Consider the following 20786-nt stretch of genomic DNA (forward strand, 5'->3'; position numbering starts at 1 on the left):
TTGGGAAGTATTAAGATTGGAGTATTAAGTATTAAGACTGCGTGACGTTCACCACTTAACGTATCATTTTTCCCAACCAAACCCACGTATCGTTGGTGCCTGAGCCTGTCGAAGGCATAAACTTTTTTTGAGAAGCTAGAAGCTAGACACTAGAAGCTAGACTTTGATGAATTCACCACTTAACGTATCGTTTTGCCCAACCTGACCCAGGGATTGTTGGAGCCTGAGCCTGTCGAAGGCTAGTGCATTTTTTGTTGGCATGACACGTTCTGTGTTTTCCTCAACAGTTCTATATTTCGAAATAATTTGTGAACTTCGGTGTTTTCTGTGCGCTATAAAAGCTGGTGCCTGAGCCTGTCGAAGGCGCATCTTTCCCTTCTTTCCATTTTTTCCATTTTTCCCTTGCGCACTTTTCCCGCGCGAACGGGTGCAGCGGTATCCTTTGGGCGCTATGCGATTTCCACTGCCGTTCTCGCCCAAAGATATAGCGGAACACGTGACGGCTTGAACCTCTTTTGCGAAGCGACGACTCGTTTGCCGGCGCGCCCAAAAAAGTAAGAGCCGCAAATTCGATACGATTTTTAATCCTCGAAATAGCGTCGGTAATCAGGTTTGGTGAATTTCGACGTCATAGTTGAGCATGTTGCGGTTTAAAGACGCTAATGTCGATTTTGAAACAAAAATGTTCTTAAATAAACGCCAGTTCCAGCGGTTTCTTGCTTGCCACTGCGCAAATCCTTCGTTGCGCCAATCGAAGTCGTCTTTCCAAAAGAAATCGGGACCAACGTAACAATACGTGTACGGCATTAAGTACGAACTGTCGTTATTGCCCGCTACTTTTAAACTCTGGTTTTCGTTTCGCTTTACCGAGGCCGGAAACAACAAGGTAATGTTTCGTTTTACCGCTTCTTCTTGAAAATTCGCCACCAGATCCGGGTACTGATCCTCGATGCTTTTCAAACTAAAATTCTGGTAAGCAGACTCGCCGATTTTATCTACAGGTCGCAGTTGAATTACGTCGATTTTATACTTGCCGCAGCGCTCGAAAAACGAACGTAACTCACCAAAATTGTCGGAATTAAACGTATAGTTTATGCGAAGTTTTACCTGAGGAAATTGCTGTTTTACGGCGGTAATTTCGCTCAGTGTTTCGTGAAATTTTTCGAACTGCGCCAAACCCATGAATTTTTCGTAGGTTTCTTTATGAACGCCGTGCATCGATATAATAAATTCATCTAAACCCGCCGAAACCAATTCAAAAATTTGCTTTTTGTCTAACAAATTTCCGTTTGTAACCATGCTGATAAAGGGCACTTTTTTCTCTTTTGCGAGTTCAACGAGTCGCACATTGTCTTTAAAGAGCGTGGGTTCGGCCGCACAGCCAATTTGCAATTTCAATGCATATTTAAAAATCACGTCAGAAATCCGCGCCAAATCGTCTTTCTTCATAATGCCTTTCATCTTCTTGCGAACAAATTCGGCATCGGTGAAATAGCACATGGTACAACGCAAATTACAAGCTAAAACCGGGTCGAGCTGTATCGACAAATGTCGTTTGCCCGAAACCGACAACAGCCACAATCCCAGAAATTTCAGACGGTGACTCTTAATTCGGCTGTTTAAGCGCAGTAATTTGTATACATCCATTTTTAATCGACGTTTTCGAGCTTATATAACTTGTCGGACAACCGAATTCTGAAGCCGGTTTTTACACTAATTTCGGCTGGAGCCGTTGCCACCGTTGCGGGTTGGTCGTTTACGTAAAGTTCGGAAATCTGTACTTCCTGTTCGCCGGTAGTTGGCCCGGAAATCAAAAGAGTGTCGCCTACATTCACAGCGCCTTGCACCAATTTAAAACGCCCGATGGTAGCTTTTGGGAAATAATGCGTTGCTTTTCCGATTTTGACCCGACGTACTTTCGGAATGGCTACTTTTTTGGCTTCGTCGATGGGTGCTTTGGCTAAGACTTGTGTTTTTGCCGGCGCTTTGTACACCAATTTATCCGATTTTCCTTTTTTGAAAATCTTATTTCCGTTCATAATGCCGCTGCGGAGTTTACGCTGTTCGGCTTCCGGCAATTGAATGATTTCGAGACACTCGTCGGAGCAGGTGTTTTGCATTTTCTCTTTGCAGCTGTCGCATTGAATAAAGAGCAAATGGCAGCCTTCGTTGGCACAGTTGGTATGATTGTCGCAAGGTGCACCGCATTGGTGGCATTGCGCGATAATGTCGTCGGTAATGCGTTCGCCTAAACGATGATCGAAAACAAAGTTCTTTCCAATAAACTTGCTTTCTAAACCTTCGGCTTTTACTTGGCGTGTGTATTCAATGATTCCGCCTTCAAGCTGGTACACATTTTTAAAACCTTTGTACTTCATGTACGCACTCGCTTTTTCGCAACGAATGCCGCCGGTGCAGTACATCAGTAAATTTTTATCTTGCTTGTGTTCGGAAAGTTCTTGTTCGATAATCGGAAGCGATTCCCGAAACGTATCTACATCAGGTGTAATGGCGCCCACAAAATGTCCAATTTCACTTTCGTAGTGATTGCGCATATCGACCACAATGGTGTTTGGGTCTTCCAGTAATTTATTGAATTCGGCGGCTTTTAAATGCACACCAATGTTCGAAGGATTAAATTCCGGATCGTTAATTCCGTCGGCAACAATTTTGTCGCGCACTTTTATTGTGAGCTTTAAAAACGAATGATCGTCGTGTTCAACAGCGATATTCAAACGAATATTCTGCATAAACGGATATACTTCAATGCTGTCTTTAAACTCGTAGAAGTTATCGGCCGGAACCGACAGTTGGGCATTAATCCCTTCATTAGCTACGTAAATACGACCGAGAACATCGAGCGGATTCCACGCTAGGAAAAGGGCATCGCGAAAGTCTTGAGGGTTTTCAATTTGGGCATACGCATAGAACGATATGGTTAGACGCTGCTTTCCAGCTTCGTCTATCATTTTGGATCGTTCTTCTGCGCTTAAGGTGTTGTACAGTTGCATGCTATAAACAATTTAAGAATAGAAGACCGCAAAGGTAGAAAAAGAAACGAAAGTTGCTTATGCAGTTATCAATTTCAAAAACGGCATTCTAGAAAAACCAACTCGCCACAAAAATGGCGGTTAGCACGCATATCAAATCAACTAAGAGCATAGTGCCCAAAGTATATCGCGTGTTTTTAATGTTTACCGAACCAAAATAAACGGCAATTACATAAAACGTGGTTTCGGCGCTGCATTGGAAAATACACACCAAACGTCCGGTAAACGAGTCGGGTCCGGCATTTCGCATGGCATCGATCATAAATCCGCGTGAACCTCCCGAGGAAAACGGACGCAAGATTGCAACCGGCAACGAATCGGTAATTTCTTTGGCCACGCCCATTTGCGCAAATACAAAAGCGATTCCGTTGCTAATGAGTTCAAACAAACCACTGTTTCTAAAAAGCGAAATAGCCACGAGCATACCTAAAACGTATGGGAAAATCTGAACGCCGGTTTGCAATCCATTTCGTGCCCCAACTACAAACGAGTCGAAAACCGTAGTTTCTAAAGCCGCAAATTTCTTTTCGTTGGCAAACGAGAATATCAAGGTAAAGCCAATAATTACCAGTAGCATAATGCCTGATAAATTAGCGGTAAAGAAGTTTTTTTCCACCAAATTCAATCCGTTGATGTAAAAAAGCAATCCGATGATTCCACCAATAACCGCGAAAATGCCCGAAAGTAGCGTAACACTCCAAAAGTTAATTCGTTGGCGAATCCCAACAATGATGAAGGCTGCAATAGTTCCCACGAATGAGGTAATGATACACGGAAGCATCACATCGGCCGGATTCGCTGCGTTTTCGGCTGCGCGGTAACCAATAATCGAGGTCGGAATTAAGGTTAAACCGGCGGCGTGCAAACACATAAACATAATTTGGGCGTTGCTGGCCTTGTCTTTGTCCGGATTTAGTTCCTGCAAACTTTGCATGGCTTTCAGACCAAAAGGTGTGGCGGCCGAGTCTAATCCGAGAAAATTAGCGGCAAAATTCAAGGTCATGTACGAAATCGAATCGTGGTTTTTCGGAATGTCGGGGAAGACTTTCACAAAAATCGGACTCAGCAATTTGGCTAGTTTTTCGGCCGCGCCCGAGTCGATGAGCAGTTGCATCAAGCCGCAAAAAAACGCCAGATAGGCAATAAGCGGCAGTATTAAATCAAGCAAAGTATTTTTACAGGTGGGCAGTAAACCGTCGGCTTTTTGTACGCCGCTATATATTTTTACGGTTTTGGTTTCTTGCACAAAAGTGGTGTCGGCATCTTTGGTATTTCGGTTTAAAACAAAGGTTTTATCGTCGGCTTTGTTTAGGCTATCGGCTATAAAGGCAGGAATTTCGTTTGGGAATTTCTCAGCAATCAGAATTTTGTCGTCTTTTTTTCCATTTATCAGAAAATCAACCGTATAGAAGTTTCCTGTAAAGAGCGCAATACCGATAAAAACGATCGAGGCAATAAATATGCTGAGCCAAAACCTGCTTAAAACCATATAAAATCAATTTTTGTAAAAGTAGCAGATTTTTTTAGTCGTGTTATTTATTATTTGGAAGTTGCGCGCAAACGTTCGGTGGAAATTCGTAGCGCGCCGCGCCATTCGCTCCAATAAACCTCGTTTGCTTCTTGCAGGCTAGCGTTTTGGCGTAGCTTCCGCTGGTCGCTCGCCAAAGTCACAGCCCGCAACGCGCAAACTTTGGTTTATAACCGCTGCTGTCGCTAACTCGAAAAAGTGTGCACGGTGTTCGTTACCTCAAAAACGTTTCAAATTCCTTTCGCGGAATCAATCGGGCACCCAAACTTTCCAAATGTGGGTTCATGATTTGGCAATCGATGAGTTCAAATTGCGAAAAATCGCTAATCAATTGTATAAGTGCCGCTTTCGATGCGTTGCTCACCTTCGAAAACATGCTTTCGCCACAAAATACACGCTTTTGCACGATGCCGTATAAGCCGCCAACCAAATTATTGTCTTGCCAAACTTCAACCGAAAGTGCCACGCCCAACTCATGTAAATGCATATACGCATGTTTCATTTCAGGTGTTATCCAGGTGTCAACTTGACCTTCGCGTGGTATTGCCGCACAGTTTTCTATCACCGCTTCGAACGCTCGGTTGTAGGTAATCGTAAACATTTGCCGGTTAAATACGTTGCGCATGCTTTTGCTCACTTTTATTTCGTTTCTAAAAATCACGGCGCGTTGGGGAGGCGACCACCACAAAATAGGCTCATCGGGATTAAACCACGGAAAAATGCCCGATTGATACGCGAGTTGCAAGCGTTCCGGCGACAAATCGCCACCAATAGCCAATAAGCCGTGATTGTTCGCGGCAGTGGTGGGCGGAAATTCGAGTGCTGAGGTCAGAAAATGCATAAAAAAAGGCGCTTTCGCACCTTATTAGTTTTTAGAACGGCAAATCGTCCGAATCGGCGTCGGTGTTGTAGCTGTCGGCGGGCGGAAACGGTCCGGTTGGCGCCGCAAATTGGTTGGCTGCCGGCTGTTGCGGTTGCTGGTAGCCCGTTGGTGCCGATTGCTGATACGCCGGTGGTGCTTGTTGAGCCACTTGTGCGCCGCGCTCGATACGCCAGCCTTGAATGTCGTTAAAATATTTTATTTCACCTTGTGGACTTCTCCACTCGCGACCGCGTAAATTTATTGATACGCGAACTTCTTCGCCTACTTGAAAATTGTTCAGCAAGTCGCATTTGTCTTGTACAAAATTGATGCTGATGTATTGTGGATATTGTTCTTGTGTGGTTACTACCAATTCGCGTTTTCTAAAACTATCACTTACGCGTTGCTCTGGGTTGATTACTTTGATGATTCCGGATACTTCCATGTTTTTTGGCTTTTAAATTAGTTAATACGCGGTGCTAGCAATAGTTTCCAGGCATCTAAAACAGCTCCCGAACGCAGGTATTCAAGGGCTTGTTCTTGAATTTTGTGCTCGTCGGCGGTGCTTAATGCGGCTTTTGCTGCAAAATTGCTTTTTACAAATGTATCAATTTCTGCTTCGGTAGGCAACTGTTCTACATTTCCTAACCTGCCTAAATCGTTTCCGGTAAACAAGGAACTATCGCGTATGAATTTCGGAATATTGTCGACACCAATACCCAAGGTTGTTAGCGGTTTCGGAATTTCAAACAAGCCCGTATTCGAACGGCCGTACCAGTTGCCACCTAATCGTGAAACCAAATCGATTTTATGCTGATCGATGCCGCCTTTTTCGTCCAAAACCGCATCCGAAACATGAATTTTTAAAACTTCGCAGATCACTAAATTTCCGGCACCGCCGTTTTCGCCCAAGGCAATAATATCGTTGATTTTGCACTCAAATTGCACCGGACTTTCGGCTACGCGAAACGGTTTTACCAGATCTGACGCCACAGCCGTTAAACCTGCCTTTTCGAATTCGTTTACACCGTCGGGATACTCGGTACTGGACAATGAAACTTGTTCGACCATATCGAAATTCACGACGTTAATTACTACTTCGCGCGTGGCTAAGCTGTTTTCGAGCGTGTGTTTTGTGGTATTATCGCGAACACGACGTGCCGGCGAGAAAATAAGTATCGGCGGATTGGAACTAAAAACGTTGAAAAAACTAAACGGAGACAAATTAGGAACACCCGTTGCCGACAAAGTGCTGGCCAATGCTATAGGTCGCGGACCGACAGCAGCTTGCAAGTACCCTTGAATTTGTGCAGCCGATAAAATATTGGTTTCGAAAGATGGCATTTGAGATTTTTTTCAAATGTACATCACTGCACGAAAAGCTGTTTGAATTTTAAGTTTTTTTAAAATCAATTTTTGGATTTGAGGAATTATTGGTGGTAGGTTTATGGCTTTGTATTTTTTGGTTTGTAATATTGCAATATTACCTCGAATTTAAATAATGAAAATCAATTACTTAACATCTTTATTTTTTAGCGAGAACAACTATAGTAAGCAAGTAAATTGTATAACGTTTTTTCGTTAACGATTTTTCCGCGTTAGCGATAAGAGCGGAAATGCGCTGAAGCCTGCGGTTTTGCGGTTGTTTATTGCGGCGGCGACAGCGAGAGCCCACGCCAATACCTACAACCGCAACCGCAGGCAAAGGGCATTGCAGCGGATAGCGCGGCGCTCGGGCGGACTGAGCAAGGGGAGCGCAACGCCCAAAAATTGAAAAAATAGCGTACTTTTAAATCTCAAATTGTTTGCATGAAATTTTCTCAGAAACCACAATCGGCGCGGTGGATTATCTTGGCAACTTCGTTTGCTATAATCCTGCTTATTTTGTGGAATACGTACCGCTTTTTTCAGGTTTTTAAGAATGAAGAACGCCTGAAAATGACCGTTTTAGCGGAAAGTATGAAGACTATAGACAAGGCCGATTTGCTGAACGATGAAATTGAATTGCCGCTGCAAATTATTAGCAACAACAAGACCATTCCGGTGATTGTAACCGACAGTAAAGGCAAGATTTTAAACACGGCGAACTTAAGCGAACAACTGGCAAACGACAGCGTGTACATGAAGCGCACCCTGGCACGCCTGAAGAAAGAAAACGAACCCATTTTGATGGCGAGTACGGGCAGCAAACAATATTTGTACTACGGAAACTCGGAACTTTTGAACTCGCTGAAGTATTTTCCAATAGCACTTTTGCTGATTATCTTTTTGTTTATTGCGCTGATTTACAACTATTACCGCAGCGTAAAAATTGGAAGTGAAAATAAACTTTGGGCCGGAATGGCCAAAGAAACGGCGCATCAGATTGGTACGCCTTTGTCGAGTTTGCTTGGGTGGATTGAAATTTTGCGCAGCGAACATGTAGAAGAATCGACTGTACAAGAAATCGAAAAAGACGTGGCGCGTTTGCAAACGATAGCCGATCGATTTTCGAAAATTGGTTCGGAACCCGCGCTGGAATCGTTGGATTTAATAGCCGAAACAGAGAAGTCGTACGCGTATTTGAAATCGCGTTTTGCGGGTCAGGTTAGTTTTACGTTTAATGCGCCAGCGTATCCGATATATCGGAATTTGAATCCGGTTTTGCACAGCTGGACGATAGAAAATTTGGTTAAAAACGCCATTGATGCGATGCGCGGACGCGGCGCTATTGATTTAACGATAACCGACGACGGCAAGCAGGTGCGTATTTTTGTGTCGGATACCGGAAAAGGCATTGCCAAACATCAGTTTAAACGTATTTTCGAACCGGGTTTTACAACGAAAAAGCGCGGCTGGGGCTTGGGTTTATCGCTTACAAAACGCATTGTGGAAGAGTATCACAAAGGTAAAATTGCCGTTACACGTTCGGAAATTGGTAAAGGAACAACGATTGAGGTGTGTTTGTAGCACAGGAAAAGGAAGGCATAAAAAAACCCCGACTTCTAGAGAAATCGGGGTTTTTGTTATTCTAAAATTTCGTTGCCTTCGCGGTCAAAGAAATGGTATTCTAAAAAGGTATAAGCATCTCTGGGGATGATTTTTACCCACTTTTTGTATTTCAAGGCCCAGCGCACACGTGGCGATGGCATGCCTTTAGAAAGATACGCAGCTACGAATGGATGTACGTTAAGTACGAGTCCGCGGTGTGTACCGATAAGTCGGTCGAGATCGCTTTCTATTTTGGTAATGATAGAAATAGGCGGATTGTTCGGATTTTGTGTTTTCTGAAAATTGAGTCCGGCAGTCGGTGATGATTTGAATGAATCGTAAAAACAATTGCTATATATATGCCTCTCAAGTTTTATTCACACCGAATAGATGTTAAGCCTATTTCAGGTTTTTTTGGTGTTCCAAGTTCTGTAATGTTCCAACCCGTTTCTGATTTCCAATATTTTCGTAAGATTTTAATTCTTGAGATTCGTTCTTTAACGATTTTTGTAAGTATTCCTTGCTTGCTGTTTTTTAAAATTTCATTGTATGCAGATATGGTACTATCAGGATTTATAATATATTCATTAACAAAGGCTTTTTCAAATCTGTGATAGTTTTCAATTTGACCCTGTAATTCGCTTGTTAGCTTGATAAGTCGCTTATTTTCGATTTCGCATCTTTGAATTTCAACTACTTTGGATTCTTTGTTTTCACAAGAAATAAGTGCAACAAAAAATGTTAGGATAAAGAATATTTTTTTCATCATTCACATGAATTATTTGAACTGTCAAAAACAGTTATTTGATTGATAATTTGTGCTCGTTCAGCAGCGGTTAAGTTTTCCCATGCTACAGTGCCTTGCAAACCTACCCACGAAAGCGCTTCGTATACTTCGTCGGCTTGGGTATTGTCGTAAGCTTTTAATGCTTCTATTATTGTATTACGATAATGTTGTGCCATTAATTGATGTTGTTCGTCGGATGTTGTTTGTCCTGCTGGTATATTAAAAAAGAATCGTTCGTAATAGTCATATAATCCTGGATAATTATTCCTTAGGTTAATTATAAAATTTCTCCATTGAGCGTCGGTGTAATTTGGAAAGTTGAGATTGGGTAGGCTTGAACATTCCATCAATTTCCTAAAGATTTCTGCGTGAATCAACTCGTGAATAAAAGTTCGCGCAATCGATAATTTTGGACGATTTAGATTATTCGAATTAAATGTTATGGTAATAACATAATTCTCTGGCGGGCTAGTTTGTGCATTTATATTTGAAGGAAGCGACGATGAAGTGTTTAAACGTAAATGTGAGACAGGAAAGTCGCCATCAAAATTTTTGATATACTGGCGAAATTGAGCACTATTTCCTAACCCATTATATATATTAGTCAAACAAGGGTTTTCACTAAAAGATGGCTCTTGAATGATTTTATTTAAGAAATCTATTTTCGCTTCTGGATTTTCCATCAAATACTCAATTGCCCAATTTACTAATTCCATAGTGGCTTGGCAGTCGTCGGTTCTAAATAGGAGTCCATTTATGGCAGCTTCTATATCTGGTCTCGAATTTAAAAATTCTCTTTGAGGACTATCCATAAATAAGCTGGAGTAAAATGCTCCTTGACATTCGCTTATCGGGCTAACTACTCCTGTTGGAGGTTGAGCTTCTTCGCAAGGGTCACTTGGTTCGGATTCTGTATTCGCAAGAGGTCTATATACCTGTGTTATTGTTCCCGCGCAACCATCTACCAAATATGTCGCTCCTATATTACCATCTGTATCTTTACATTTGCAGTTTTGAGACTCTCCAGAATGTATTCCATGGCAACACAAAAATTGCAGTAGTATTCGTTCGCAAGGTTGTTCTATTTGCTGCGTACCAGCCCCGCCACTACCTTGATTTCCGTTTCCAGGTGTTGAAGAATCTGGACTTCCTGGGAAATAGCCACCTCCTCCTGGTGAAACTACATCTTCAGGAGGGCAAGGATCTGTTGGTGTTTCTGGAGTTATTGGAGCTGTAATAACTAAGCCTGAAAAGTCCTTGATGGAACCTACTTGTGTTTCGCTGTCGTAAATCGTCAAGTAGCTCTTTTCGAATTTTAACAATTTTAGCTGTAAATCACTATCAGTTACTGGTCTGGCAACAACATTAAAAAAAATCTTATTCGTTTCTAATGGATGATTTTTAACGTACATACTATAAGTTGTGTTGCCTAAGCTATCGACTACTTGCATAATTCTGCTGTAATCCACACTAACAGGAATCTCGGAGCGCGAATGCAAATTTCCTATTTGAAACGGATCGGGTGCACGACGAATAACAGATTGCACTTTTTCTTGTACTTTTTGCGCCTCAGCGCCTTCTAGCAGCGAACTTTTAACTATGCTTTTTGCTTGTTGGTTTTTAATGGTTTCATGCTCAACACTGCACGAGGAGAGCCATGCTAAAACGAAAATTAGTAATGTTGTTTTTTTAAGCAAAAGAAGTTTGCACTGTTGGTTTAATTTTCCCCGTAATATTTTAAGGGGGGGCTAAATAAATATGTCATAATAAATGGTTTAAGTCGAAAATAAAATTAGCTAAATAATTAATACCGTTATGAAATAAGTAACAATTTACACCTTTTTTATTTTCAACTGCTATTTGTTTAAAAATAAAACAACCATTACGGAAAAACCGTAACAGTAATTTCAGGAGAATTATATGTTTGTAGATTTTTAATGAGTGAAACTTCTAAAATTACAAGAGTTTCCCTCAGAACAAATGAAATATGGGTATAAAAAAGCAACTTCTTACCCTAGTTTAAAGCATAAAAAAACCCCGACTTCTAGAGAAATCGGGGTTTTTGTTATTCTAAAATTTCGTTGCCTTCGCGGTCAAAGAAATGGTATTCTAAAAAGGTATAAGCATCTCTGGGGATGATTTTTACCCACTTTTTGTATTTCAAGGCCCAGCGCACACGTGGCGATGGCATGCCTTTAGAAAGATACGCAGCTACGAATGGATGAACGTTAAGTACGAGTCCGCGGTGTGTACCGATAAGTCGGTCGAGGTCGCTTTCTATTTTGGTAATGATAGAAATAGGCGCTTCGATTTCGCCGTTTTCGTTGTTTGGATCTTCCTCTCGTGTTTTGATGTTTACTTCCGGGCGTACACGTTGACGCGTAATTTGTACGAGTCCGAATTTGCTCGGCGGTAAAATTTTGTGTTTGGCTTTATCGTCGCTCATTTCTTCCCTCAGGAAGTCGAATAACACTTTACGGTTATCCGGATTCGACATATCGATGAAGTCGACCACAATAATGCCTCCCATATCGCGCAGTCGCAATTGGCGTGCGATTTCCGCAGCTGCGATGAGATTTACTTCCAAGGCAGTTTCTTCTTGGTTATTGGCTTTGTTACTGCGGTTTCCGCTGTTCACGTCGATTACGTGTAAAGCTTCCGTATGCTCGATAATCAAATAAGCACCTTTGCTCATCGAGACGGTTTTTCCGAAAGAGGTTTTTATTTGTCTTTCGATGTGATATTTCTCGAATATGGGCAAATTTTTAGATTGATAAAGTTTAACAATAGATTGTTTTGCGGGAGCGATCTCTTGGAGATAGTCGCGCGTTTGATGGTACAACTCTTCGTCGTCGACATGAATGCCGCTAAAGGTATCGTTAAATACGTCTCTGAGAATGCTAGAGGCGCGATTCAACTCTCCGAGGACTTTCGATGGATGATGAGCAGTTGGTAATTTTTTACACATTCCCGACCACCTGTCGAGTAATGTTTGTAGATCTTTTTCAAGTTCTGTTGTTTGTTTGCCTTCAGCTACTGTGCGAACAATAACTCCAAATCCTTTCGGACGAATAGAGGAAACCAATCGTTTAAGACGCTCTTTCTCTTCTCTTGATTCGATTTTTTGCGATATAGAAACGCGGTCAGAGAAAGGAACGAGAACAATAAACCGACCGGCTAAGGAGAGTTCGCTGCTAATGCGCGGTCCTTTGGTCGATATAGGTTCTTTGACGACTTGTACCAAAACGGATTGATTAGCGCTGAGAACGTCGGTGATGGCACCATTTTTGTCAATTTCTTTTTCAAATTGAAAGTTCTTTAGCGTGTAATCTTTAGCTTTTCCGGTGGTAAGCGATTTCAGAAATTTGAGTTGTGAATTTAGGTTTGGACCTAAATCGTGATAGTGCAAGAAAGCGTCTTTTTCGAAACCTACGTTTACGAAAGCCGCATTTAAACCGGCAACTGGTTTGCGAATTTTAGCTATAAAAATATCGCCGACCTGAAAGTTGCTTTTTTCTTCTTGTTTGTGTAACTCAATTAGTTTTCCGTCTTTAAGTAAGGCAAAATCAACAGCATCAGGATTAGATCTGATGATGAGTTCTTTGTTCACTTTTGTGTATGGTTGTGGGCACGAGACAAGCTCGTATTTGCCCAATTGTTAAACAATGCTAATTTTCGGTTGGAGCTAACTAGGTTGGCTCGCGATGTCAATGAACGTAAAAAAAGAAAAAGTAGTGTTGAACTACTTTTTCTTTTTGTGGCGGTTAGCTCTCGCTCTCTTTTTTCTTTTGTGCGTAGCTACCTTATGTCTTTTTCTTTTTTTACCACTTGGCATAGTTGGTGTATTAGTGATTAATATTGGTTATTTAGCCTCATTGTTGGTTTTAACACCCTCAACAAATACTTTAGCAGGCTTGAAGGCAGGAATGTTGTGTGCCGGAATTTTAATAGTAGTGTTCTTAGAAATGTTTCTTCCGGTTTTCTCTGCTCTTGTTTTGATGATGAAACTTCCAAAGCCTCTCAAATACACATTATCACCAGTTTCTAATGAAGTTTTCACCTCTTCCATAAACGTTTCCACAGTAGCTTGAACATCGCCTTTTTCAAGACCAAGTTTCTCAGAAATTTTAGCTACGATATCTGCTTTCGTCATTTTCTTTCTTTTAATTGAGAATTAATTTTTTTGAGGTTGCAAATATACGATAATAAAAAACAATATATCAAGCTAAAACATTAAATTTTAACTACATAAACGATTAATTTTGGGAGCACCTTAACAAATATGAACTTTTCTAAGATTCTCATAGCGTGGTATTTAGACAACAAACGCGATTTACCTTGGCGTTCTACCACGAATCCGTACCTGATTTGGTTGTCGGAAATAATGCTGCAACAAACGCGCGTGGCTCAAGCTTTACCCTATTATTTTGCCTTTGTCGATGCCTTTCCGACCGTTACCGATCTGGCCAATGCAGCTGAAGACAAAATTTTGAGATTGTGGCAAGGTTTGGGCTACTATTCTCGCGCTCGGAACATGCACGCCACCGCAAAGCAAGTCGTCGAACATCATCAAGGTGCGTTTCCCACTTCTTACAAAGAGCTTATTAAATTAAAAGGTATCGGTCCTTACACCGCTGCCGCCATCGCCTCTTTTGCTTTCCGCGAAGCTGTTGCTGTGGTCGATGGTAATGTGTACCGCGTACTTTCTCGTATTTATGGTATCGATGTGGATATTGCTAAATTCGAAGCAAAGTCGATTTTCGCCGAAAAAGCACAATCGTTACTTAGCGTAAAAACACCCGATCTGTATAATCAAGCGTTGATGGAATTCGGCGCGTTGCAGTGCCTGCCTAGAAATCCGTCTTGCCATAACTGCCCGTTTTCGAGTTCGTGTTTTGCTTATCAAAATCAGCGCGTAACCGAACTGCCCGTAAAATCAAAAGCCAAAAAGGCGCGAAAACGCTACTTTAATTATTTTGTAACCGCGAATGCTAAAGGTGAAATCGCGCTGCAACAACGCTTGCAAAACGACATTTGGCAAAAGCTCTACGAATTTCCGCTACTTGAAACTGAAGCCGAAATTGATGCCGAAGCTGCAGTGGCTGCCGTGAACAAACTCATGCCTGCTGCCGTTGTGAATCGCATCGATGCTTTTCCGGTGCGAGCAAGCCATAAATTGTCGCATCAAATCATCGAACTTTGTTTCTGGAAGCTCGAAATCGATGGCGACCTACCTGTTGCCGTTCCGCTTAATAGCGTTGTCGATTATCCGATGCCGATAGCCCTTCACAATTTTACAGTCGCAGAAATTTCGCGAGCAGAAAAATGATTACATTTGAAGCTGAGTTTGATTTAAAATTGAGGTCAGATTACATTGAAATGGCCAATGATGAGGCAGATTTCTTTTGAGATATTTTATTTCGAAAATAATCCAACTGTGTCATGAGTCGTTGATATGTTGAGCACAGCGTTTGCGGATACGTTGAAGTAACTGAGGTCTGCAATGATCAAGTTGGGAACGCTCGAAGCTATAATTTTAAACAAACCCAAATTTTCAGATTTAAAAGCCATCAAAAATGAATAACGGAACGCTCAATAAAGTCATGCTAATCGGTCATTTAGGAGACGACGTAAAAATGCACTACTTCGATGGTGGAAATTGTATCGGACGCTTTCCGCTGGCTACCAACGAAGTGTACGTTAATAAAACCACCGGAGAAAAACTCACCTCTACAGAATGGCACAATTTGGTTGTTCGAAACAAAGCTGCCGAAATCTGTGAAAAATACCTTTCAAAAGGCGACAAAATTTACGTAGAAGGTCGGATAAAGTCGCGTCAGTGGCAGGCCGAAGACGGCTCTACCAAGTACACTACCGAAATTCAAGTAACCGAATTTACGTTCTTAAGTGTCAAAAAAGATAACGATCACAACAAATCGGGCGATGCACACTACGGAATGTCTGATGCCGATATGCCTTAATTTACCGCTATGAACGCCTTTTCTCGTACGTTTCGCAACAAACTTTGGCTTGCGCTTGTTACCGTGGCATGCTTGTATTCCTGTAAAGACGAAGTACTGCCAAAGCCCGAAGCGCAATTGCGGCTCGATTATACTTTTCCAAAGTACAAACCTTACGTTGGTCCCTGTCCGTATACGTTCGACATCAACTCGGAGGCTGTGGTTAAAGTTACTTCGGATTGCGGACTCGAAATCAATTACCCAAAAATGAAGGCAACGATTTATTTAACTTATAAATCGGTTTCCAATAATATCGATCTGTTGCTTCGCGATGCGCAAAAACTAACTTATAAACACGTCATTAAAGCCGACGATATTACCGAACAACCTTTTCTTAATAACAACGACAAGGTTTACGGGATGTTTTATGAAGTGAACGGGAATGCGGCAACAAACGGACAGTTTTATGCAACCGACAGCTTGCGCCATTTCATAGACGGCTCGGTGTATTTTTACGCCAAACCCAATTTCGACTCGCTTCTTCCGGCTGCAGCTTACGTAAAAAACGATATGCGACGCCTGCTGGAAACACTTCGCTGGGAACGCGGAGTGGAGGCAACATCACCAAAAATAACCCTGCCTGCCGAAAAGAAAACGCAATTGTAGTTTTTGCTTTTTTGGGGCAGCATTTTGCGTTTTTCGCTTCATCCCGATTGCTATCGGGACACGCAAAAAATAAAGCCAAAAAGTACCAACCAATTGCGCTTCCGTTGGTCGCCAATTCGTTGGTTTTTTGTCATTTCATTTTTTGTTCCGGGTTTTCCGCTGCAACCGCGGCTGCGAAAATCGTTACCGAAAATGTGCGTAAAAAACGTTTGAAGGTACATCTTTAGGGTTACGTTGTTGCACAAGAGATTGCAACGAAAAGCCGTGCCGAGCGAATGCGATTGAAGCCTGTTGCGGCGCGGCGACCAGCAGAAGCCGCAACGCAATTTGGCTGAAACGCTTTTGTTTGGTGCGGCTTACAACCTGAACTCGATTAAAAATCTTTGTCAGATCGCGATTTCACAGTACATTGAGATTTATACTACCACAAAATTTTTGTAAATCGCGGTCGCTAAATATTTAAACGGTCGCTTACTTCGTTGCATTTATTTGCGATACTACAGTATCCCAAATAAAGTGCGCCTAGTATTCAACCATTTAAATATTTTCTGACTTTAATTTTTAAATCGAGTTCAGGTTTGCAGTGAAAAGCCCGACCCACCGCCAACCAAGTTTCCACTACTTTTTGCGGTGGGATGTGCCCTAAAAAAGCTGCTGTTAGATCTCCAAATTGAAGGAAATAAAAAAGGCCGCAACAACTTGCGACCTTCGTAATTTTTTTAGAGCCTTACTGTTATAAGGTTCCGGTTTCGGAGCTACAGTGTTTTTTCTTAGCAGCGCAACAACCTGGCTTAGCATCCGATTTTGCAGCTTCGCCCGCACATGATGCAGGAGCGGCAGTTTCAGCTTTTGCGGCTTCAGCTTTTGCAGCTTTCTTAGATTTTTTCGACTTCTTAGCTTTTTTTGGCTCTTCTTCGTAAAGCGATGCCTTGTCGGTACTCGATTTTACCTCACTTACTTTGTAGGTTTTACCATCAGCTACTGCTTCGACTTTCTTAGCGAGTTCCGACGGAGTTACAAGCGTACTGTTGTATTCTACGGTTGCTGTTTTCTTTTCGAAATCAACCTTTGCCGCTTTTACACCTTCCGTTTGTTGTAATTCTTTTTCAATTTTCGACGCACACATTACTGCACAACTCATCCCTTCAATTTTGAAACTGGCTGTTGCCGTTTCTCCCGCCGCTAGTGTTTTTGATGTTGCAGTTGCAGTAGTTTCTGTTTCTTTTTTACAAGCTGTAAAGCTCGCAGCCATAGCACAAATAAGTATGGCAATCTTCCAAGTTTTCATGGCTAATCATTTAATTATGAAACAAAAATAATAAACTATACATACTATTGTGTTGTAAAAATGCCAAATTTGCGCCTTTATTCCCGGCAAAACCGTTATGAAACAACAAAAATGGGTTCTTTTAGTCGCATTAGCATTAGTTTGGGGTAGTTCTTTTATTCTGATTAAGAAGGGTTTAGCTGGTTTGTCGCCTATACAAGTGGGTGCTTCACGCATTGTTTTTGCGGCCTTGTTTTTAATGCTAATCGGTGCCAATCAAGTTGCTAAAGTGCCGTCGTTTAAATGGAAGTACATTGCCCTCACTTCTTTATTCGGAACTTTTATTCCCGCATTTTTGTTTGCTACTGCACAAGTTTACATTAGTAGTACCGTTAGTGCTGTGCTCAATTCGCTTACGCCGCTGAATACCTTTATCATTGGTATTATTGGTTTTGGGGCCACTTTTGTTCGCAGGCAAATGCTGGGTGTAGTTATTGGTTTGTCGGGTAGTTTGATTTTGATCTTGAATGGTGCCGCGAACCATCCGGAACAAGACTACCGATTTGCAGCCTTCATCGTTATAGCATCGATATGTTATGCGATCAATGTAAATTTGATCAATAAATTTCTGAGCGATATTCCGCCGTTTACGATTACCGTAGGGAATTTTGCAGTAATGTTAGTGCCGGCATCTATAGTTTTGGCGTGCACCGGAATTCACGCAAACATTAGCGATGAAAGTGTTGTTCACGCCTTGTTTTTCGTAGCTATTTTAGGTGTCGTTGGAACCGGTTTGGCCAATATTGTTTTCTTTAAACTGATACAAATCTCCTCGCCTGTATTTGCAACTTCGGTAACGTATTTAATTCCGGTTGTTGCCTTTTGTTGGGGCTTATTCGACGGCGAATCGTTAACGCTTATTCAGCTGTTGGGTGCGGCTGTGGTTCTGAGCGGGGTGTATTTGGCAGCGAAGAAGCAATGAGTACGATCACAAACGGCAGTGCCATGTTGAAGTACGAGATGTCGAATTTACTATCGTAAATACAAGCGTTCCAACCATATTCTCGTAGGGTATAGGAGAAGCTCAAAAATACGGGAACGGCAAGTGAAATGCTGCCTATTTTGATAAGTTGTAGCTTTCCTTTCTTCACGAGAAATAACAGTATAAAAGGTAGTAATCCACACAGGATGTTTACGCTCAGTGGCAAGTACGAGCTTTGCAACGAAAACGGATGGTAAGTTTCGATTGTTTGCCGGTTTGGCGCCAAGGAAAAAACCCAATAAGTTAACACGGCAATTGTTGCAACTAGCACGGTTAAACTGATCAGCAAATTATAGATGCGAGTTTTAAAAGGCAGTTCTGTTTTGTTTCTCAGCTCAAGGATTTGTTGTGCGAAATACGTGCCAATAAGCATGGCAGCGGGTATTCTGGTGTACGCCAAGATTGCTGCTAAGACGGAGATTCCAAGAAGCGGTGCAAATTTTAGTCGGGTGAGATCAGGTGGAGTTAATAATAAGAAGCTAGCCACCAGTAAAAAATTTGCCATAAGATCGCTCACCACGTAGCTTTCCCACCAAAATGAGATGCTACCAAAAAGAAGTAAAAGAATCAGAAGTGCTTTTTCGGAAGAATTGGTTTTCAGTATTGAAGCCCCGAAAATTACAACACTAAATGCGGTGAACAATCCAATATTGTGTAATAGAAAAACGGGTATTCCAAGTAGAATCAGGCCCGGAAAATTTGATGTTCGGCCGCCAAGATGGTCAATTTTATCATAAGGATATTGCTGGTTCAAAACCGACTTAATTGCGACGTCAAATGCCGACCAACGGTCTACGTTGAGGGTGTTCCAATTTACTGCATTAGTTAAAGCAGTCATAGCAAACACAGCAAGAATTAAAGTAAAATAGAATAAGTATTTATGATGAATTTTTCGCTGGAACTTTTGTAGTAAATATGCGATGTAGCAAACAAATAACATCAAGAGAATCGCAACGATACATTGCAAGACAAAACAAAAGTTTAGTTTATTAAAAGAGTACTTTGCAATGAAAACAAAGCAAACAAAAAAATGATAAATTTTTGCGCTGATGAGATTTACATTTTGTATCAAGGTCTTCAAAAATGGGATCATACAGCAAACATTCGAAATGTAAAATTAATAAGTAGTGTGCGTATTTATAAGTAGCTTTTTTAAAGGTATAAAAAAACCTCGATGTATGCATCGAGGTTTTTTCAACTTGAATTAATAATCTGCTTACACTACGCCTTGTGCGAGCATGGCATCGGCAACTTTTACAAAGCCGGCAATGTTTGCACCTTTTACGTAATCCACATAACCGGATCCGTCTGAGCCATATTTTACACAGGCCGCGTGAATGTTTAGCATAATATTTTTTAGACGTTCGTCTACTTCTTCGGCAGTCCAACTTAAACGAAGTGAATTTTGCGACATTTCTAATCCAGAAGTTGCCACACCACCCGCATTTGATGCTTTTCCAGGAGCAAACAAAATTTTTGCTTTTTGGAAAACAGCAACGGCTTCTGGTGTTGATGGCATGTTAGCACCTTCGGCTACGCAAATACAGCCGTTTTCTACCAACATTTTTGCCTCTGCTTCGTTGAGTTCATTTTGTGTGGCGCAAGGTAGTGCCACATCGCATTTCACTTCCCACGGGCGTTTACCAGCCACATAAGTTGCGTTTGGATATTTCTTTAAGTAATCGCTGATACGGCCGTAGTTTACGTTTTTGATTTCCATCACGTAAGCCAATTTTTCGGCATCGATACCTGCTTCGTCGTAAATGTAACCTCCTGAATCAGAAAGAGTAACTACTTTTCCGCCGAGTTGTGTTGCCTTCTGACAAGCGTATTGAGCTACGTTTCCAGAGCCTGAAACTACTACAGTTTTTCCTGCAAAGCTCTCTCCTTTAGTTTGCAACATGCTTTGCGCAAAATATACGTCGCCGTAACCGGTTGCTTCCGGACGGATTAACGAACCGCCGAAAGAAATTCCTTTGCCCGTTAAAACACCAGTGAATTCGTTGCGTAGGCGTTTGTATTGGCCAAACATGTAACCTACTTCACGTCCGCCAACACCGATATCTCCAGCAGGCACGTCGGTATCTGCACCGATATGTTTAGAGAGTTCGGTCATGAACGCTTGGCAAAAACGCATGATTTCGTTGTCTGATTTACCTTTCGGATCGAAATCGGCACCACCTTTTCCGCCGCCCATAGGCAGGGTAGTAAGGCTGTTTTTGAACGTTTGTTCGAAAGCTAAAAATTTAAGGATGGATAAGTTTACCGATGGATGGAAACGAATTCCTCCTTTGTACGGGCCGATTGCCGAATTCATTTGAATGCGATAGCCGCGATTTACTTGAGTATTGCCTTGATCGTCTTGCCAAACCACGCGAAATTGGATGATTCGCTCGGCTTCGACCATACGCTCTAACAGCATTTTGTTTTGATATTTTTCGTTTTGTTCAATAAACGGAATTACTGTTTCCGCAACTTCGTGAACTGCCTGTAAAAACTCAGGCTCATTTGGATTCCGTTTCGCAACAGATTCAACAAATGATTCGATGCTTTTTGACATAAAAAATTAGTTTTTTCGCTTTTAAGAAAACGTTTTCGTTTGCAGGCACAAATATACATTTTAATGAAAACGACAATCATATTTTTTCGTTAAG

Annotated in this window: 18 protein-coding genes and 1 pseudogene; 5 read left to right on the forward strand and 14 right to left on the reverse strand. The window is 41.7% G+C overall.

The annotated features are described in order from the left end of the window. Nucleotides 1-606 precede the first annotated feature (606 nt). The 6 genes from ACOVQQ_RS12585 to ACOVQQ_RS12610 all read right to left on the reverse strand — a co-directional run bounded on the left by ACOVQQ_RS12585 (nucleotide 607) and on the right by ACOVQQ_RS12610 (nucleotide 6784). The gene (locus ACOVQQ_RS12585) at nucleotides 607-1647 is read right to left on the reverse strand and encodes a radical SAM protein (protein ID WP_421818504.1); all 1041 of its coding nucleotides are present in this window, start codon (nucleotides 1645-1647) and stop codon (nucleotides 607-609) included. A 2-nt stretch (nucleotides 1648-1649) separates the two neighbouring features. Continuing rightward, the gene (locus ACOVQQ_RS12590; protein ID WP_421818505.1) at nucleotides 1650-3011 is read right to left on the reverse strand and encodes a rhodanese-related sulfurtransferase; all 1362 of its coding nucleotides are present in this window, start codon (nucleotides 3009-3011) and stop codon (nucleotides 1650-1652) included. Nucleotides 3012-3099: 88 nt separating this feature from the next. Next, entirely contained in the window at nucleotides 3100-4539 is a 1440-nt protein-coding gene (locus tag ACOVQQ_RS12595; RefSeq protein WP_421818506.1) for a nucleoside recognition domain-containing protein, read from the reverse strand. Nucleotides 4540-4792: 253 nt separating this feature from the next. Then, nucleotides 4793-5419, reverse strand: coding sequence for a leucyl/phenylalanyl-tRNA--protein transferase (aat, locus tag ACOVQQ_RS12600; protein ID WP_421818507.1), 627 nt, complete (start codon nucleotides 5417-5419; stop codon nucleotides 4793-4795). 31 nt (nucleotides 5420-5450) lie between these two features. Then, on the reverse strand, nucleotides 5451-5885 hold the full coding sequence (locus ACOVQQ_RS12605; RefSeq protein WP_421818508.1) for a DUF3127 domain-containing protein: 435 nt from the start codon (nucleotides 5883-5885) through the stop codon (nucleotides 5451-5453). 17 nt (nucleotides 5886-5902) lie between these two features. Further along, nucleotides 5903-6784 (reverse strand): flavin reductase family protein, encoded by an 882-nt coding sequence (locus ACOVQQ_RS12610; protein ID WP_094485852.1) that lies wholly within the window; start codon nucleotides 6782-6784, stop codon nucleotides 5903-5905. A 465-nt stretch (nucleotides 6785-7249) separates the two neighbouring features. On the opposite strand from ACOVQQ_RS12610, the gene ACOVQQ_RS12615 reads away from it, so the two are divergent. Further along, on the forward strand, nucleotides 7250-8389 hold the full coding sequence (locus ACOVQQ_RS12615) for a sensor histidine kinase (RefSeq protein WP_094485851.1): 1140 nt from the start codon (nucleotides 7250-7252) through the stop codon (nucleotides 8387-8389). Nucleotides 8390-8445: 56 nt separating this feature from the next. Here the strand turns inward: ACOVQQ_RS12615 and ACOVQQ_RS12620 are convergent. The 5 genes and pseudogenes from ACOVQQ_RS12620 to ACOVQQ_RS12640 all read right to left on the reverse strand — a co-directional run. Further along, nucleotides 8446-8706, reverse strand: a pseudogene (locus tag ACOVQQ_RS12620) (ribonuclease E/G); the annotation flags it as partial. A gap of 77 nt (nucleotides 8707-8783) precedes the next feature. Continuing rightward, on the reverse strand, nucleotides 8784-9179 hold the full coding sequence (locus tag ACOVQQ_RS12625) for a hypothetical protein (protein ID WP_421818509.1): 396 nt from the start codon (nucleotides 9177-9179) through the stop codon (nucleotides 8784-8786). Further along, nucleotides 9176-10894 carry a hypothetical protein gene (locus ACOVQQ_RS12630; RefSeq protein ID WP_421818510.1) on the reverse strand — a complete coding sequence of 573 codons (1719 nt, stop codon included), beginning with the start codon at nucleotides 10892-10894 and terminating at the stop codon, nucleotides 9176-9178. Before ACOVQQ_RS12630 ends, ACOVQQ_RS12625 begins: the two co-directional genes overlap by 4 nt. A 368-nt stretch (nucleotides 10895-11262) precedes the next feature. Further along, nucleotides 11263-12807 (reverse strand): ribonuclease E/G, encoded by a 1545-nt coding sequence (locus tag ACOVQQ_RS12635; RefSeq protein ID WP_298144131.1) that lies wholly within the window; start codon nucleotides 12805-12807, stop codon nucleotides 11263-11265. A gap of 252 nt (nucleotides 12808-13059) precedes the next feature. After that, nucleotides 13060-13350 (reverse strand): HU family DNA-binding protein, encoded by a 291-nt coding sequence (locus ACOVQQ_RS12640; protein ID WP_026703531.1) that lies wholly within the window; start codon nucleotides 13348-13350, stop codon nucleotides 13060-13062. Between the two features lie 129 nt (nucleotides 13351-13479). Between ACOVQQ_RS12640 and mutY the strand changes: the two genes are divergently transcribed. From mutY to gldD, 3 genes are all read left to right on the forward strand, one after another. Beyond that, nucleotides 13480-14526, forward strand: coding sequence for an A/G-specific adenine glycosylase (gene mutY / locus ACOVQQ_RS12645; RefSeq protein WP_421818511.1), 1047 nt, complete (start codon nucleotides 13480-13482; stop codon nucleotides 14524-14526). Nucleotides 14527-14773: 247 nt separating this feature from the next. Further along, nucleotides 14774-15178 carry a single-stranded DNA-binding protein gene (locus ACOVQQ_RS12650; RefSeq protein ID WP_094485848.1) on the forward strand — a complete coding sequence of 135 codons (405 nt, stop codon included), beginning with the start codon at nucleotides 14774-14776 and terminating at the stop codon, nucleotides 15176-15178. Between the two features lie 9 nt (nucleotides 15179-15187). Beyond that, complete coding sequence (gene gldD / locus ACOVQQ_RS12655; protein ID WP_421818512.1) at nucleotides 15188-15823, forward strand: gliding motility lipoprotein GldD; 636 nt, start codon at nucleotides 15188-15190, stop codon at nucleotides 15821-15823. Nucleotides 15824-16556: 733 nt separating this feature from the next. Here the strand turns inward: gldD and ACOVQQ_RS12660 are convergent. Continuing rightward, entirely contained in the window at nucleotides 16557-17111 is a 555-nt protein-coding gene (locus tag ACOVQQ_RS12660; protein ID WP_421818513.1) for a heavy-metal-associated domain-containing protein, read from the reverse strand. A 97-nt stretch (nucleotides 17112-17208) separates the two neighbouring features. Here ACOVQQ_RS12660 and ACOVQQ_RS12665 point away from each other — a divergent pair, with 97 nt between their 5' ends. Further along, on the forward strand, nucleotides 17209-18072 hold the full coding sequence (locus tag ACOVQQ_RS12665) for a DMT family transporter (RefSeq protein WP_421818514.1): 864 nt from the start codon (nucleotides 17209-17211) through the stop codon (nucleotides 18070-18072). Here the strand turns inward: ACOVQQ_RS12665 and ACOVQQ_RS12670 are convergent. Further along, nucleotides 18008-18970, reverse strand: a complete 963-nt coding sequence (locus ACOVQQ_RS12670) for a hypothetical protein (RefSeq protein ID WP_421818515.1) — start codon at nucleotides 18968-18970, stop codon at nucleotides 18008-18010. The two genes, ACOVQQ_RS12665 and ACOVQQ_RS12670, sit on opposite strands and share 65 nt — an antisense overlap. A 378-nt stretch (nucleotides 18971-19348) precedes the next feature. Next, nucleotides 19349-20692, reverse strand: coding sequence for an NADP-specific glutamate dehydrogenase (gdhA, locus tag ACOVQQ_RS12675; protein ID WP_094485843.1), 1344 nt, complete (start codon nucleotides 20690-20692; stop codon nucleotides 19349-19351). Nucleotides 20693-20786: the final 94 nt, after the last annotated feature.

Source organism: Flavobacterium sp. (assembly GCF_049240005.1).
Lineage (GTDB): Bacteria > Bacteroidota > Bacteroidia > Flavobacteriales > Flavobacteriaceae > Flavobacterium.

Bases quoted from the DNA above. Each gene is read 5' to 3' on its own strand.
- ACOVQQ_RS12585 (WP_421818504.1), bottom strand. From the start codon at position 1,647: ATGGATGTATACAAATTACTGCGCTTAAACAGCCGAATTAAGAGTCAC.
- ACOVQQ_RS12590 (WP_421818505.1), bottom strand. From the start codon at position 3,011: ATGCAACTGTACAACACCTTAAGCGCAGAAGAACGATCCAAAATGATA.
- ACOVQQ_RS12595 (WP_421818506.1), bottom strand. From the start codon at position 4,539: ATGGTTTTAAGCAGGTTTTGGCTCAGCATATTTATTGCCTCGATCGTT.
- aat (WP_421818507.1), bottom strand. From the start codon at position 5,419: ATGCATTTTCTGACCTCAGCACTCGAATTTCCGCCCACCACTGCCGCG.
- ACOVQQ_RS12605 (WP_421818508.1), bottom strand. From the start codon at position 5,885: ATGGAAGTATCCGGAATCATCAAAGTAATCAACCCAGAGCAACGCGTA.
- ACOVQQ_RS12610 (WP_094485852.1), bottom strand. From the start codon at position 6,784: ATGCCATCTTTCGAAACCAATATTTTATCGGCTGCACAAATTCAAGGG.
- ACOVQQ_RS12615 (WP_094485851.1), top strand. From the start codon at position 7,250: ATGAAATTTTCTCAGAAACCACAATCGGCGCGGTGGATTATCTTGGCA.
- ACOVQQ_RS12625 (WP_421818509.1), bottom strand. From the start codon at position 9,179: ATGATGAAAAAAATATTCTTTATCCTAACATTTTTTGTTGCACTTATT.
- ACOVQQ_RS12640 (WP_026703531.1), bottom strand. From the start codon at position 13,350: ATGACGAAAGCAGATATCGTAGCTAAAATTTCTGAGAAACTTGGTCTT.
- mutY (WP_421818511.1), top strand. From the start codon at position 13,480: ATGAACTTTTCTAAGATTCTCATAGCGTGGTATTTAGACAACAAACGC.
- ACOVQQ_RS12650 (WP_094485848.1), top strand. From the start codon at position 14,774: ATGAATAACGGAACGCTCAATAAAGTCATGCTAATCGGTCATTTAGGA.
- gldD (WP_421818512.1), top strand. From the start codon at position 15,188: ATGAACGCCTTTTCTCGTACGTTTCGCAACAAACTTTGGCTTGCGCTT.
- ACOVQQ_RS12660 (WP_421818513.1), bottom strand. From the start codon at position 17,111: ATGAAAACTTGGAAGATTGCCATACTTATTTGTGCTATGGCTGCGAGC.
- ACOVQQ_RS12665 (WP_421818514.1), top strand. From the start codon at position 17,209: ATGAAACAACAAAAATGGGTTCTTTTAGTCGCATTAGCATTAGTTTGG.
- ACOVQQ_RS12670 (WP_421818515.1), bottom strand. From the start codon at position 18,970: ATGACTGCTTTAACTAATGCAGTAAATTGGAACACCCTCAACGTAGAC.
- gdhA (WP_094485843.1), bottom strand. From the start codon at position 20,692: ATGTCAAAAAGCATCGAATCATTTGTTGAATCTGTTGCGAAACGGAAT.